11 protein-coding genes are annotated in these 14,048 nt (G+C 68.0%); 4 read left to right on the top strand and 7 right to left on the bottom strand.

The window, feature by feature from the left end:
• Positions 1-156 precede the first annotated feature (156 nt).
• Positions 157-828, top strand: a complete 672-nt coding sequence (gene ripB / locus H7J86_RS25380; RefSeq protein ID WP_308204869.1) for an NlpC/P60 family peptidoglycan endopeptidase RipB — start codon at positions 157-159, stop codon at positions 826-828.
• A 13-nt stretch (positions 829-841) separates the two neighbouring features.
• On the opposite strand, the gene H7J86_RS25375 is transcribed toward ripB, so the two are convergent.
• The 4 genes from H7J86_RS25375 to H7J86_RS25360 all read right to left on the bottom strand — a co-directional run bounded on the left by H7J86_RS25375 (position 842) and on the right by H7J86_RS25360 (position 5,092).
• Complete coding sequence (locus H7J86_RS25375) at positions 842-1,783, bottom strand: M56 family metallopeptidase (protein ID WP_267294330.1); 942 nt, start codon at positions 1,781-1,783, stop codon at positions 842-844.
• Complete coding sequence (locus H7J86_RS25370; RefSeq protein ID WP_090362481.1) at positions 1,780-2,169, bottom strand: BlaI/MecI/CopY family transcriptional regulator; 390 nt, start codon at positions 2,167-2,169, stop codon at positions 1,780-1,782. Before H7J86_RS25370 ends, H7J86_RS25375 begins: the two co-directional genes overlap by 4 nt.
• A gap of 73 nt (positions 2,170-2,242) precedes the next feature.
• Positions 2,243-3,511, bottom strand: a complete 1,269-nt coding sequence (locus H7J86_RS25365; RefSeq protein ID WP_267294328.1) for a L,D-transpeptidase — start codon at positions 3,509-3,511, stop codon at positions 2,243-2,245.
• Between the two features lie 69 nt (positions 3,512-3,580).
• Positions 3,581-5,092: a multicopper oxidase family protein gene (locus H7J86_RS25360; protein WP_267294326.1), complete on the bottom strand. Its 1,512-nt coding sequence runs from the start codon at positions 5,090-5,092 to the stop codon at positions 3,581-3,583.
• Between the two features lie 127 nt (positions 5,093-5,219).
• Here H7J86_RS25360 and H7J86_RS25355 point away from each other — a divergent pair, with 127 nt between their 5' ends.
• Positions 5,220-5,972: a response regulator gene (locus tag H7J86_RS25355; RefSeq protein WP_090362475.1), complete on the top strand. Its 753-nt coding sequence runs from the start codon at positions 5,220-5,222 to the stop codon at positions 5,970-5,972.
• On the top strand, positions 5,969-7,126 hold the full coding sequence (locus tag H7J86_RS25350) for a sensor histidine kinase (RefSeq protein ID WP_267294324.1): 1,158 nt from the start codon (positions 5,969-5,971) through the stop codon (positions 7,124-7,126). The genes H7J86_RS25355 and H7J86_RS25350 overlap by 4 nt, the downstream gene beginning before the upstream one ends.
• On the opposite strand, the gene H7J86_RS25345 is transcribed toward H7J86_RS25350, so the two are convergent.
• Both H7J86_RS25345 and H7J86_RS25340 read right to left on the bottom strand, forming a co-directional pair.
• Positions 7,123-7,764 (bottom strand): DUF305 domain-containing protein, encoded by a 642-nt coding sequence (locus H7J86_RS25345; RefSeq protein WP_267294468.1) that lies wholly within the window; start codon positions 7,762-7,764, stop codon positions 7,123-7,125. The two genes, H7J86_RS25350 and H7J86_RS25345, sit on opposite strands and share 4 nt — an antisense overlap.
• Positions 7,765-7,853: 89 nt before the next feature.
• On the bottom strand, positions 7,854-10,133 hold the full coding sequence (locus H7J86_RS25340) for a heavy metal translocating P-type ATPase (RefSeq protein ID WP_267294322.1): 2,280 nt from the start codon (positions 10,131-10,133) through the stop codon (positions 7,854-7,856).
• Positions 10,134-10,270: 137 nt separating this feature from the next.
• Here H7J86_RS25340 and H7J86_RS25335 point away from each other — a divergent pair, with 137 nt between their 5' ends.
• A complete protein-coding gene (locus tag H7J86_RS25335) occupies positions 10,271-12,139 on the top strand; it encodes an acetate--CoA ligase (RefSeq protein WP_267294320.1) in 1,869 nt (622 codons plus the stop codon).
• On the opposite strand, the gene H7J86_RS25330 is transcribed toward H7J86_RS25335, so the two are convergent.
• The gene (locus H7J86_RS25330; RefSeq protein WP_443677664.1) at positions 12,140-14,038 is read right to left on the bottom strand and encodes a heavy metal translocating P-type ATPase; all 1,899 of its coding nucleotides are present in this window, start codon (positions 14,036-14,038) and stop codon (positions 12,140-12,142) included.
• Between the last annotated feature and the right edge of the window lie 10 nt (positions 14,039-14,048).

Genomic DNA, 14,048 nt, shown 5'->3' with positions numbered 1-14,048 from the left:
TACTTGATTGACACGTAGATCGTGCAACCGGACGTGACAACGCAGCAGCCACCGCGTAGCCGCGCCAAAGGAGTTCGTGAAGTGATGGACAGTCCTGCTCGCAACGACGACCCGGTCGGCCGTCGACCGCCTACGCGGCGGCTTGTGTTGTCAGCCGTGGGCGGCGCAGTGATCTCGGCGCTTCTTGCCACCGCGATTCCCGCTTCGGCCCAACCCAACAGCAGTCCGTGGGACCCCTTGTTGCCCGGCGTGCTCAGCGCGGGTGCGCCCGGCGACCCGCTGGCCGTCGCGAACGCATCACTTCAGGCCGGTGCATTGGCCGCGCAGACCACCATGGATCTGGGCCGCAAATTCCTTGGCAGCCTGGGCATTATCCGAACGCCAGCCGATCCGGTCCCGGCCGTGCTCGGCAATCGACTCTACGGTCGCCAGGCCATCGAGTACGTGATCCGGCGGGCCGGTTCACAGATCGGCGTTCCCTACTCCTGGGGCGGAGGCAGTCTCACCGGTCCCAGCCGCGGAATCGATTCGGGGGCCGGGACTGTCGGATTCGACTGCTCAGGTTTGACCCGCTACGCCTATGCCGGCGTGGGGGTTCTACTGCCCCGCTACTCCGGCGACCAGTACAACGCCGGCCGCAAAGTGGCGCCATCGCAGGCGAAGCGCGGCGATCTGCTGTTCTGGGGCCCGGGCGGCGGACAACATGAGGCGATCTACCTGGGCAACGGCCAGATGCTCGAAGCGCAGCAGACCGGTGTGCCGGTGAAGATCTCACCGGTGCGAACAGGCGGTATGACTCCCTACGTGACACGCGTCATCGAGAGCTGAGATCAATTGCAGGTCAGCCGATACACGCCCAGGCACCGGACAGTCCCACCGCCAGGACACCGGCAGGTCCCACCGCGATCACCGCACTCGCGCCGGTCAGCGCCGCCCGAATACTCAGCCGGGCACGTCGGGTGGCCGGGTCGGCCAGCCTACCCGCCCGATGCAGCACCGCGATGTCGGCGGCGCCGAGCGCGGATGCCGGCGCTGCCCCTACCAAGGCCATCAGGCCGTCGAGCAGCGCGCGCTCGCCGAACCGGTGCGCCGCAGCATCGTCGGCGCACATCTCCAGAAGCCGGGCCACCTCGCCGGGCGCCCAAGCGAACAACGCCACTCGCGGGAGTACCGCCGCCAGCCCGCGCAGGACGGTCACGATGGTGAGGTGATGGCCCACCAAGTGCGCGCGTTCGTGCGCGATGACCGCACCGAGTTCGCGCGCGCCGAGCGCGGCAACCGCCGAGCTGGTGACCACGATCGTCGACGGCCGGCCCGACACGCAGTAGGCGGCGCGCTCCCCGGCTTCGACGACGTACACGTCGCCGCCGTGGAGGGGGCGGCCCACCATACGGATCGCTGCCCCATGTTCGTGAGCGTGCCCGCGGAGGCGGGCGATCGTGCGGGCCAGCCGTACCCCGACTCCGACTGCCAGCGCGAGCAGGACCACCACTACCGCCAAGACCGCGAACTGCGGAACAAGTCCGGCCGCACCGGAAGCCAATTCGCACAGCCACTTCAGGCAGGAAGCCGCGAGAATACCGGGCTGGCCCCAGTGCGTGATCACATCCAGCGCGACGAATGCGGTGATGACCATGCCGGTCCCCACAGCACTTGCGATTGCGGTGAGCCACAACACCACACCGGCGCGAGGCGCCTGCCCACCATGGGTCAACCGCGTCAAGACCGCCGGGCCGACGAAGACCAGCGCGGCAGCGTAGACGACCAGGCAGAACAGCGTCACCGCTTCTTGGTCCTCGATGTACGCCGGCTCAACCGCCGCAACGCGTCCCGCAGGCTATCCGACTCCGTGGGTCCGATCTGTTCGATGAAGTAGCTCAGCACGAGTTCGGACCGGCCGCCGTCATCGAGCGCCTCCCGCATGAGCCGAGCCGTGCGCTCCTCACGCGTCATGATGGCCCAATAACGGTAGGCACGGCCGTCGCGTTCGCGCTCCAGCCAACCCTTGGTGTGCAGGTTGTCCATCGTCGACATCACGGTGGTATAGGCGATCCGCCGCTCGCGGGAGAGTTCTTCGAAGATCTCGCGCACGGTCACGGTGTCAGGGTCGCGATTCCATATCCGGTCCATCACGACGGCTTCCAAATCACCGAAACCTCGCACACCCACTGCCGACACCCTCCAAGCTGTTGCACCGGAGCCTACCGCGCAGACCGGTCTTCACACGCAACGACGCGGATTCTCAGGACAGGGCACTTCCGCGTACCCACTGCGGCCACGGCATGCTCCAGTCACCGTTCTGCCACAGCTGCAACGGATCTCCACCGGTGTTACGGATTTCCACGATGTCCCCGGGCTGGGAGAATTCGTAGAACCAGCGCGCGTTGTCGCCGCTCAGGTTCAGGCAACCGTGCGAGACGTTGGTGTTGCCCTGCGCCCAGACCGTGCTGTCGAGCTGATGCAGATAGACCCCGTCGGTGCTGATCCGGGTCGCCCACGAAATGGTCTCCCGGTAGCCCAGCCGTGAATTGATCGGCAGCCCAAAGGTGGACGAATCCATGATGACCGGGTTGGCCTTGTCCAGCACGGTGTAAACACCCCGCTGCGTCCAGAACGAGATCGTCTGCCCATTGACCGTTTCGCTGCCGCCCATGCCCATCGAGGTGGGCATCGTGCGAACGAGTTCTCCATTGCGGTACACGCTCACCTGTTTGGTCGCGTCGTCGGCGATCGATACGTGCGCATCCCCGATCGTGAACGTGACCCGAGCGTCTTCCTGTCCGTACAGGCCCGCGCCGACGGCCCTGCCGTAGATGTCGGCCGCCACCGTCACCGTGGTACCGGGCGAAAAGTACTGCGGCGGACGCCAATGCGCATTCTGGTCATCAACCCAGTGCCACGCCCCGGATACCGGAGGAGTGGTGGTCACCACCAGTGCCCGCTCGGCGGCGGCCCGGTCGGTGATCGGCTCGTCGAAGTGCGCGACGACGACCGTCCCGACGCCGTAGCGTTGTCCCTCGCGCAGCGGCGCGGCGCCGGTTGTCCGCAGCGACACCCGGGTCTGATTGCCCGGTACGAGCGTCGAGAATGTCGACACCTCCCGTCGCGGCATCCCGTTCGCCCCCACCCCGGTTGCGGTCACGGCATAGCTGCGGCCATAGCCCAGTGGCACGGCAGGTTTCCACACGGTGCGGTCGGGTGTGAGCACGCCGTCGATGCGCTTGCCCAGCTCATTCACCATCACCACGTCGACCAGGGTGCCGGCAGAGGCTGTGACGGTGACGGGCGCGAGGGGGTCGACATCGCGCGCGCCCACGGCCGGGCTGAGCACCAGATCGACCGGCCCCGGCGGAAGTACGGCCGGCCCGGCCGCCTGAGCGTCGGCGACGACCGCACCGGCGCATCGTCCGACACAGCCATCGAGCGTCAGTACAAGGCCGCCACCGATCAGGGCGATCGCCAACAGCGCCGATGTCAGCAGGCGCAGTCTGCTTGTTCGATTGGTCCCCACGCAGATCTCCTCGAACTCGCCGACTCCACCAACTACGTAGTGACATAGTAGATGACTTGAGGCTACTCGTCAGACGACGTAGTCGAGGCTGGTCATCATCCCGGCTGCCTGGTGATAAGTGTTGTGGCAGTGCAACATCCAGGTGCCCGGATTGTCGGTGATCAGGCGGACACCGACCGTCTGTCTCGGCAGCACGATGAGGGTGTCCTTGCGTGGACCCGGCCGGCCATCCGGGGTGATCACCTCGAAGGTGTGCCCGTGCAGGTGCATCGGATGCCACATCATGGTGTCGTTGACGAAGGTGAGGGTGACATTCTGGCCCTGCCGGACCTGGAGCGGCTCCATCTGATCGAAGCCTCGACCGTTGATGGTCCAGTCGTACCCCATCATCGCGCCGCCCAGCCGGGCGGTCAGGGTGGTCTCGGCGCGGTCGCCGGCGAGCACCGCCTCCGGCGCCGCGGCGAATGCCGCGACGGTACCGATCCGGCCGCGCAGCTCGGCGGGGACGAATCCGGGGTCGGGCACGGTTCCGGCGCCGGTGGACAGCATCGCGCGGGCGTAGGCGTTCTTGCCCTCGGCGGAGGCCACCAGCGGGAAAACACCGTCCCCCGCGGTGATCACCACGTCGTAGCGTTCGCCCATCCCCAACAGCAGGGCGTCCACCTCGGTCGGTAGCACCGGGAACCCGTCGGTATGGGTCACCGTCATGCGGTGTCCCGCCAGGGCCACCCGGAACGCGGTGTCGGCTCCGGCATTGATGAGCCGGATCCGGATGCGCTGTCCGGGTTTGGCGCGGAATGTGCTGGCCGCGGCCGGGATCCGGCCGTTGACGAGGTAGTACGGGTAGCTGATATCGCCGGCGTCGCCGCCGAGCAGCTCACTCGTACCGACGCCACCGACCCCGGGCATACCTGGCATACCGGGCATGGTGTGTCCACCCATTCCCATCCCCATCGTCCGCAATCCGTCGAACAGCTGTTGTGGACTGCTGCCGACTCCGGCGGTCCAGTCGTCGAGGACGACGATCCATTCGGCGTCATAGGCGCCCGGCTCACGCGGGTCGTCGATGATCACCGGCAAGTAGAGGCCGTGATCGGCATCCAGATCGGTGTGCGGATGGGCCCAATACGTTCCCGGATGCGCAGCGGTGAAGCGGTAGGTGAAGTCGCCCGTCGCGGGGACATCGGGCGTGGCCGGAGCCGCGCCGTCCATATCGTTGCGCAGCGCCAGACCGTGCCAGTGCACCGAGGACGCATGCGATAGCCCGTTGGCCAGGGTGACCGCCAACTCGTCGCCGACACCCGCCCGGATCAACGGTCCGGGCACCACCTGGTTGTACGCGTACGTCTGCGCGACGGGGCCGCCGAGGTCCACCCGGGCCGGCCCCGCCTCCAGTCGCACGTCCACCGTTCTCCCGGTGTGCGGACGGGCCGCCTCGGCTGCCGCGATCGCGTCGGCAGAGACCGGTGTGGCACCACCGCTGCGCGGCCGGCCCCCGCATCCGGCCAGCGCCAGCCCGCCGATTGCCGTCGCGGCCAGGAACCCGCGCCGGGTCAGGGCGGAGCCTGTGAGTCCCTTCATCGCAGATCTCTCCTTCCCCCGCCACGATGAGCGTGCTCACCGGCGAAATGGGTATTGCTTCGATGAAGATTCGGTCAAAATCGGCCCAGGACGGCGTCCGGCGCCGCGCGCGCGGCACGATACGTTCATGGACAACACCGCAGCACCTGCCGGTCCCGGCTCCGGGTTTCGTGCGTTGGTCGTGGACGACGAGGTGGGCCTGGCCAATGTGGTGGGCAGCTATCTGGAACGCGAGCAGTTCGAGGTCACCGTGTGCCACACCGGTACCGATGCCGTGCTCCGGGCTCGCGAGGTCGACCCTGATGTGGTCGTGCTCGACCTCGGCCTACCCGGTATCGACGGTGTCGAGGTGTGCCGGCAACTGCGCCTGTTCTCCGACGCCTATGTCGTGATGCTCACCGCGCGCGATTCCGAGACCGACACCATCGTCGGGCTCTCGGTCGGTGCCGACGACTACGTGACCAAGCCGTTCAACCCGCGCGAGCTGGTGGCGCGGATCCGGGCGATGCTGCGCCGCCCGCGCACCGTGACCTCGCCTGCCGATACGGTGCGGCGGACACCACCGCCCACCGCGCCGCCGCGGGTGTTCGGCGAGCTGTCCATCGACATCGAGCGCCGCGACGTCACCCTGGGGAACACATCGATTGCCTTGACCCGCACGCAGTTCGACATCCTCGCCGCACTGTCGGCACGCCCGGGCGTGGTCTTCACCCGGCCCCAGATCATCGAGACCGTGTGGGGTGACTCATGGGTGGGCAATGCGCACCTGGTGGATGTCCACATCGGCCACCTGCGCCGCAAACTCGGTGACGATCCTGCCGAACCGCGCTTCGTGCAGACGATACGAGGCGTCGGCTACCGGATGGGTACCGGCGGATGAGCGCACCGGATCACCTGCAGAACACCACTGTCCGGCAACAGAAACCCGGAGTCGGGCTGGGCGCCAGGCTGATGGGGGCGCAGATACTGGTCCTGCTGACGGGCGGGGTGACCACCTGGATCGTCGCCGCGATCGTCGGGCCGCCGTTGTTTCGGGAACACCTGCGCCGGGCCGGCGTCGGTCACGGATCGAACGAACAGTTCCACGCCGAACAGGCATACCGCTATGCCACCGTGCTGTCGATCGCCGTGGCCGTCGCGGTCTCGGCCGCCACGGCGTTGGTGGTGACGGCCTATTTCAGCCGGCGTCTGCAGCGTTCGGTGGCCGACGTGTCCGCGGCGGCCAGTGCCGTCGCCGCCGGGCGATACGACATCCGGGTGGCGCCGGCGGGCCTGGGCGCGGACTTCGACAATCTCTCCGGGGCGTTCAACCAGATGGCCCGACGCCTGGGCACCATCGAGCTGACGCGACGCCAGATGTTCAGCGACCTCGCCCACGAGATCCGCACGCCGGTTTCGGTTTTGGGGGTGTACCTGCAGGCGGTCGAGGACGGCGTACGACCACTGGACGCCGACACCATGGGGATGCTGCGCGAGCAGGCGGACCGTCTCGTGCGGTTCTCGCAGGATTTCGCTGCCCTGGCTCAAGCCGAGGAGGCCGGCTCGGCGATCGACGTGCAGCTCGATGCCCCGGCACCTCTGGTGACGTCCACGCTGGCCGCGGCCGCCGGCCGGTTCGCGGCCAAAGGTGTCGCACTGACAAGCCACGTCCCGGCGGACCTGCCCCAGGTCCGCTGGGATCCGCAGCGCATCGGTCAGGTACTGCACAATCTGCTCGATAACGCGTTGCGGCACACACCCTCCGGCGGCCACGTGGACGTGCGGGTGACGGCCGACCATCGGGACCTTGTCATCACGGTCACCGATGACGGTGACGGCATCCCGGCCGAACATCTGTCCCGGATCTTCGAACGGTTCTACCGGGTGGACGCCGCCCGCGACCGTGAGCACGGCGGCGCCGGGATCGGTCTGGCCATCGCCAAAGCCTTCGCCGATGCGCACGGTGGCAGCCTCACCGCGTCCAGTATGGGGTCCGGACACGGTGCGACCTTCACGTTGGTGGTGCCTGTCGGGGGTCCGACGGCCGGCGGTTAGAGCGAACCCAAAAGGGTTTTCATGGTGTCGATTTCACGTTGCTGGCTGGTCTTGATGCTGTTGGCCAAGGCGACCGCGGCCGGCGACTGACCCGTCTTGATCTCGGTCTCGGCCATGGTGATCGCGCCCTGATGGTGGGCGATCATCTGCGTCAGGAACAGCTTGCTCGCCGCGACGCCCTGAGCGTTCTGCAGCGCCGCCATGTCCTGCTCGGACATCATGCCCTGCCCTGTCTGCATGCCCGGCATACCTGGCATTCCCGGCATTCCTGACATACCGGGCATACCCGGCATTCCCGACGAGGGGGACATCCCGGTGGCGCCCCACTGGGTCAGCCAACCCTGCATCTCCTGGATCTCCGGCCCCTGCGCGGCCTTGATCTGGGTGGCCAGCGCGATCACCTTCGGGTCGACACCCTGCTTGCCCAGGACCATGTCGCTCATCTCGATGGCCTGTTGGTGATGCGGAATCATCATCTGCGCGAACATCTCGTCGGCATGGTTGTGCTCCGCAGACGTCGCAGGTTGCGTCGTGGTGGTAGTCGTGGTCGTGCCCGACGCGGACGGTCCGGCGGAGGTCGTGGAGGTGCCACACGCACCGAGCGTGACCGCCGCGGCCACCAGGGCCGCGGTCATCATCAGTGTTTTCTTCACCCCTCCAGCCTGACAGCGCCCGGTATGGCTCTTGTCGTCGTTCTGTGAAGGTTCGGTATAGGCCTCCCGGGTGCTCACGCCGGCAGCTTGAGACGTTTGAGCATCAGCGCGTTGACCGCCACGATCAGGCTCGACCCGGACATCGACAGGGCGGCGACCTCGGGACGCAGCACGAATCCGAACAGGGGCACGAGCACCCCCGCGGCGATCGGCAGCGCAATGACGTTGTACCCGATGGCCCAGCCGAGGTTCTGGCGCATCTTGCGCAGTGTGCCCCGCCCGATCCGCAGGGCCACCGCGACATCGAGCGGATCCGAGCGCATCAACACCAGATCGGAGGTCTCGATCGCGACATCGGTGCCCGCCCCGATCGCCACCCCGAGGTCCGCCTGCGCCAGCGCCGGTGCGTCGTTCACACCGTCGCCGACCATCGCGACTCGGGAATGTGCGGCCTGCAACTCGGCGATCTTGGCCGCCTTCTCCCCGGGCAGTACGTCGGCGATCACGATGTCGATGCCGAGTTGGCCGGCGATACGTTCGGCGGTGGCCTCGTTGTCGCCGGTGAGCATCGCGACCTGCACACCCAGTTCATGCAGGGCTGTCACCGCCGCCGGGGACGTGGGCCGCGCCGCATCGGCGAGCGCGATCACCGCCACCAGCTGTCCGTCCACGGCCACCAACACCGCGGTCCGGCCTCCCGCGGCCAGCTCATCACGACGTGCGAACAGGGCACCGGAATCGACACCCTCCTGCGCCAGCAGGGCGCGGTTGCCCACCACCACCGTGCGGCCCGCCACCGTCGCGACCGCGCCGTGGCCGGGTACGTTGCGAAACCCCGTGAGAGCCGCGACGGGTGCCCCACGCGCACGCGCATAGCTCACGATCGCAGCGGCCAGCGGATGTTCGGACTCCGTTTCCACCGCCGCCACCAAGGCCAGCAGTTCGTCCTCGGCCATTCCGTCGACCACCAGATCGGTCACTTCCGGCTCGCCTTTGGTCAACGTGCCGGTCTTGTCCATCACCACCGCGGTGACCCGAGCCGACATTTCAAGGGCGGTGGCGTTTTTGAACAGCACACCGCGTTTGGCACCCAATCCGGTGCCCACCATGATCGCCGTCGGAGTGGCCAGCCCCAAGGCGTCCGGGCAGGTGATCACCACCACGGTGATCGCGAACAGCAATGCGGTCTGCACCCCGGCACCGACGGCCCACCACACCAGGAAGGTGACGGTGCCACCGAGCAGCGCCACCACCACCAGCCAGAACGCGGCCCGATCGGCCAGTCGCTGCCCGGGTGCCTTGGAGTTCTGTGCCTGCTGGACCATCGCGACGATCTGGGCCAGCACCGTGTCCGCGCCCACCTTGGTCGCGCGCACCCGAAGGGTCCCGGTGGTGTTGATGGATGCGCCCACCACCGTCGCACCGGGTCCCTTGGAGACCGGCAGACTTTCGCCGGTGACCATCGATTCATCGACTTCGGAGTTACCGTCCTCCACCGTGGCGTCGACGGGAATCTTTGCGCCCGGCCGGATCAGCAGCAGGTCACCGGTGGCGACCTCGGCGGTGGGGACCTCGACGGGCAGATCGTCCCGGATCACCACCGCCACCGGCGGGGCGAGCTCCAGCAAGGTGCGAATGGCGTCGTTGGCTCCGCCCCGGGCCCGTATCTCGAACCAATGCCCCAGCAGCACAAAGGTGGTCAACATCGAGGCGGCCTCGTAGAACACCTCGCCACCACCGGTCAGCGTGACACCGACGCTGTAGAGCCAGCCCGTGCCGACGGCAACGGCCACCAGCACCATCATGTCCAGTGTTCTGGCGCGCAACGCCCGCCAGGCACCGTCGAAGAAGATCCAGGCCGAGTAGAAGATCACCGGCACACTCAGGACGAACCCGACCACGTCGTCCCGGAGCCCGAACGGGCCCGGCGCGGTGAAGCCCAGCATGTCGCGGCCCATCGGGGAATACAGCATGATCGGCACCGACAACACCAACGCCACCACGAACCGGTTCCGCATGTCGGCCACCATCGCCGCCATCGACATCGCGCCGTGGCCACCGTGGCCCATCAGCGCGTGCGGCGATACCGCCTCGGCGCCACCGGGTTCGGCCATCGGGTCGCACACGTGCGCCGGCACCGATCGGCCCTGGCAGTGAAAACCGCAGTCGCGCAACCACTGCGACAGATCGGCTACCGAGGTGGCCGCCGGGTCGTAGGTCACGGTGGCCGTATTGTTGACGGTGTTGGCCTGCACCGAGGACACCCCCGGGCGGCGGAGCAACGTCGACTCGATCACCGCACCCGTGGTCGCCCAGTGCACACCGCCGACATTCAGCACCGTGGTCGTCAACACGACTCAAGCATCCCGGTCGCCGTTGATCATGATGTTCGATTACGACAAAGATTCGATGAAGATTCGCCACAGCGGCCACGTGGCAACCTGATCTGACTGGCCTCGTAGAAGGAGTTTTCGCGCTACGGTTCTGCGGTATGTCCGGCTATCGCGAGCTCTTCGACACCAGCATCTCCGATCCGGCGGCATTCTGGGCCGAGGCCGCGAAGGCCGTCACCTGGACACGCGAGCCGCAACAGGTCCTCGATGACAGCAACCCGCCGTTCTACCGGTGGTTTCCCGACGGGGAGCTCAACACCTGCGCCAACGCCCTGGACCGGCATCTGGACGAGCGTAGCGATCAGGCCGCACTGATCTACGACTCCCCCGTCACCGGTACCACCCGCACCTACACCTACCGCGAATTGCACGACCGGACAGCCCGATTCGCCGGCGTGCTACGCAACCTGGGTGTGGCCAAGGGTGACCGCGTGGTCATCTACATGCCGATGGTGCCCGAGGCCGTCATCGCCATGCTGGCGTGTGCCCGGCTGGGCGCCGTGCACTCGGTGGTGTTCGGCGGGTTCGCCGCCTACGAGCTGGCTGCGCGGATCGACGATGCCCGACCGGTGGTCGTGGTGAGCGCCTCCTGCGGTATCGAGCCCACCCGTATCGTCGATTACAAACCGATGCTGGATGCCGCGCTCGCGCATGCCGAGCACACCCCGAGCGCCTGCGTGATCCTCCAGCGCGAACAACAACCCTGCGCACTGGTCGACGGACGCGATGTCGACTGGGCCGACGCCATCGCCACGGCCGAACCCGTGGGTCCGGTACCGGTGGCCGCCACCGACCCGCTGTATGTGCTCTACACCTCCGGCACCACAGGCAAACCGAAGGGCATCGTCCGAGACAACGGCGGGCACGCGGTGGCGATGATGTGGACGATGCGCCACATCTACGACGTCGAACCGGGTGACGTGTACTGGGCGGCCTCCGACGTCGGCTGGGTGGTCGGCCACTCCTACATCGTCTACGCGCCGCTGATGCTGGGCGCGACAACGGTGCTCTACGAGGGCAAGCCGGTCGGGACCCCGGATGCGGGCGCATTCTGGCGGGTGGTCGCCGAGCACGGCGTCAAGGTGCTGTTCACCGCGCCGACGGCGATCCGGGCCATCAAGAAAGAGGATCCGCACGGCGCCCGCATCAAGGACTACGACCTGTCCTCGCTGGTATCCCTGTTCCAGGCCGGCGAGCGACTGGACCCCGACACCTACCACTGGGCCGCCGATAAGCTCGGCATCCCCGTCATCGACCACTGGTGGCAGACCGAGACGGGTTGGGCGATCGCCGCCGACCCGATGGGCGTGCAGGTGTTGCCGGTCAAGCCCGGGTCGGCGACGGTGCCGATGCCCGGTTACGACGTGCAGATCCTGCATTCGGACGGCGTCGTCGCCGAACCCGGCGAGGAGGGCGCCATCTGCATCAAACTGCCGCTGCCGCCTGGAACATTGCCCACGCTCTGGGGTGACGACCACCGCTATGTCGCGGCCTATCTCTCGGCGTTCAGCGGCTACTACCTGACCGGCGACGGTGGCTATATCGACGAGGACGGCTACCTGTTCGTGATGGGGCGGACCGACGATGTCATCAACGTGGCAGGTCACCGGTTGTCCACCGGGTCGATGGAGGCGGTGTTGGCAGAACACCCCGCCGTGGCCGAATGCGCGGTGATCGGCGTCGCCGATGAGATCAAAGGCCAGGTTCCGCGCGGCTTCGTGGTGCTCAAGGCGGGCGCCTCCGCCGATAATCTGGCCGCCGAACTCGTCGCGGCGGTGCGTGAGAACATCGGTGCCGTAGCCGTTTTCAAGTCGGTCGACGTGGTCCCGGCGCTGCCGAAGACCCGGTCGGGCAAGATCCTGCGCAAGACCATGCGCGGCATCGCCGACGGCCGCGACGAACCGGTGCCGTCCACCATCGAGGATCCCGCGGTGCTGGAGGCCCTGAAGTCGATTCTGCGGCGGTAGCTACCCGGCGAGCCAGGCACGGTTGCGCAGCAGCCGCAGCCCGTTGAGCGCGACCAGGATGGTCGATCCCTCATGTCCGGCGACACCGAGCGGCAACGGCAAGTACCAGAACAGGTCCCAGACCACCAGCACGGCAATGAAGGTCGCGGCGATGGCCAGGTTGGCCAGCATCGTCCGCCGGGCTCGCCGGGCCAGTGCCACCACCGCCGGGATGGCGTTCAGTTCATCGGCGATGATGATGGCATCGGCGGTCTGCAAGGTCAGATCGGCGCCACGGCCGCCCATCGCGATCGAGGTGTGCGCGGCGGCCATCGCCGGCGCATCGTTGACGCCGTCGCCGACCACCAGCACCCGGCCCGGCAGACCGCGCACGATCTCGACCTTGTGTTCGGGCAACAGGCCGGCGTGCACCTCGGAGATACCCACCTGCTCGGCCAGATGCGCAGCGGCGCAGTGATTGTCACCGGTGATGAGCACCGGTTGCCGGCCGCCGAGGGCCGCCAGTGCGCCGACCGCGGCGGCCGCGCCGGCACGCAGCGTGTCGCGCAGCCCCAGCACACCGGCCACCGCGTCGTCCACGAGCACCACCACCGCGGTGGCCCCGGACTCCTCCAATCGCCGCACCGCCGAGAGCTCGCCCGGCACCGCAGCCGGGCTGAGCACCTGCACCCGGGTGGCCTCCACGGTGGCCTGCACGCCCCGGCCGGGAAGGGCCAGGAAATTCGCGGCCACCGGCACGGCGATCCCGCGTGCCCGCGCCGCGGCGGTGACCGCGCGCCCCAGCGGGTGTTCGCTGTCCTGCTCGGCGGCGGCGGCCAGGCGCAACACCTGCGTCTCGGTGTGGCCGGCGGTGACCTGAACGCAGGCCAGCCGCGGCCGGCCAGAGGTGAGCGTGCCGGTCTTGTCGAAGGCGGCGATCTCGACCTCGGCCAGATGTTCCATGGCCACAGCGGATTTCACCAGCACCCCGTGCCGGCCGGCGTTGGCGATCGCGGACAACAGGGGCGGCATGGTGGCCAGCACCACCGCACACGGTGACGCCACGATCATGAACGTCATGGCCCGCAACAACGCGCCCTGCAGATCCTCGCCGAACGCCAGTGGCACCGCGAACAGCGCCAGCGTGGCCACCACGACGATGACCGAATAGCGCTGCTCGACCTTCTCGATGAAGAGCTGCGTTCTGGCCTTGGTCGCCGACGCTTCCGCCACCATGGCGACGATCCGGGCCACCACACTGTCGGCGGGGTCGCGGAGCACCCGGACCCGCAACGCCCCGGCACCGTTGAGGGTGCCGGCGAAGACCTCGTCACCGGCAAGTTTGGCCATGGGTACCGGTTCTCCGGTGACGGAGGACTGGTCGACATCCGACGCACCGCCCACCACGATCGCGTCGGCGGGGATCCGCTCCCCCGGCCGCACCAGCACGAGGTCGCCGACGCGCAGCGCTTCGGCCGAAACCACCTGCTCACCGCCGTGCTCGTCGAGTCGTACGGCCCGCTCGGGGGCCAGGTCCAGCAGCGCGCGCACCGAATCCTCGGTGCGCCGGGTGGCCAGGTCCTCCAAGGCCCCCGACGTCGCGAAGATGACGATCAGCAGCGCACCGTCGAACACCTGCCCGATGGCCGCCGCGCCGATGGCCGCCACGATCATCAGCAGGTCCACATCGAGGTGCCGCCGCTTCAGTTCGGCCAGCCCATCGCGGGCCGGCATCCACCCGCCCGACACATAGCCGCCGAGATAGGCAGTCCACCAAACGAATTCGGGCGCGTGCAGAAGCTGGGCCGCCAAACCGGCGAGAAACAGGGTCAGCGCCAGGGCCGCCCACCGCACCGACGCCACGGTCCATATCGCCGGGCGGCGCACCGCCGGGTGAGCCGCGGGAGCCCGCACCGCCATGTCCGTCATC

This window comes from Mycobacterium hackensackense, assembly GCF_025822555.1.
GTDB classification, from domain to species: domain Bacteria; phylum Actinomycetota; class Actinomycetes; order Mycobacteriales; family Mycobacteriaceae; genus Mycobacterium; species Mycobacterium fluoranthenivorans.
This window is presented reverse-complemented; position numbering and strand designations above follow the sequence as displayed.

What these genes read in the sequence shown, in the direction of transcription:
- H7J86_RS25355 (WP_090362475.1), top strand. Translation starts at nt 5,220, where the DNA reads ATGGACAACACCGCAGCACCTGCCGGTCCCGGCTCCGGGTTTCGTGCG.
- H7J86_RS25350 (WP_267294324.1), top strand. Translation starts at nt 5,969, where the DNA reads ATGAGCGCACCGGATCACCTGCAGAACACCACTGTCCGGCAACAGAAA.
- H7J86_RS25345 (WP_267294468.1), bottom strand. Translation starts at nt 7,764, where the DNA reads ATGATGACCGCGGCCCTGGTGGCCGCGGCGGTCACGCTCGGTGCGTGT.
- H7J86_RS25330 (WP_443677664.1), bottom strand. Translation starts at nt 14,038, where the DNA reads ATGGCGGTGCGGGCTCCCGCGGCTCACCCGGCGGTGCGCCGCCCGGCG.
- H7J86_RS25360 (WP_267294326.1), bottom strand. Translation starts at nt 5,092, where the DNA reads ATGAAGGGACTCACAGGCTCCGCCCTGACCCGGCGCGGGTTCCTGGCC.
- H7J86_RS25335 (WP_267294320.1), top strand. Translation starts at nt 10,271, where the DNA reads ATGTCCGGCTATCGCGAGCTCTTCGACACCAGCATCTCCGATCCGGCG.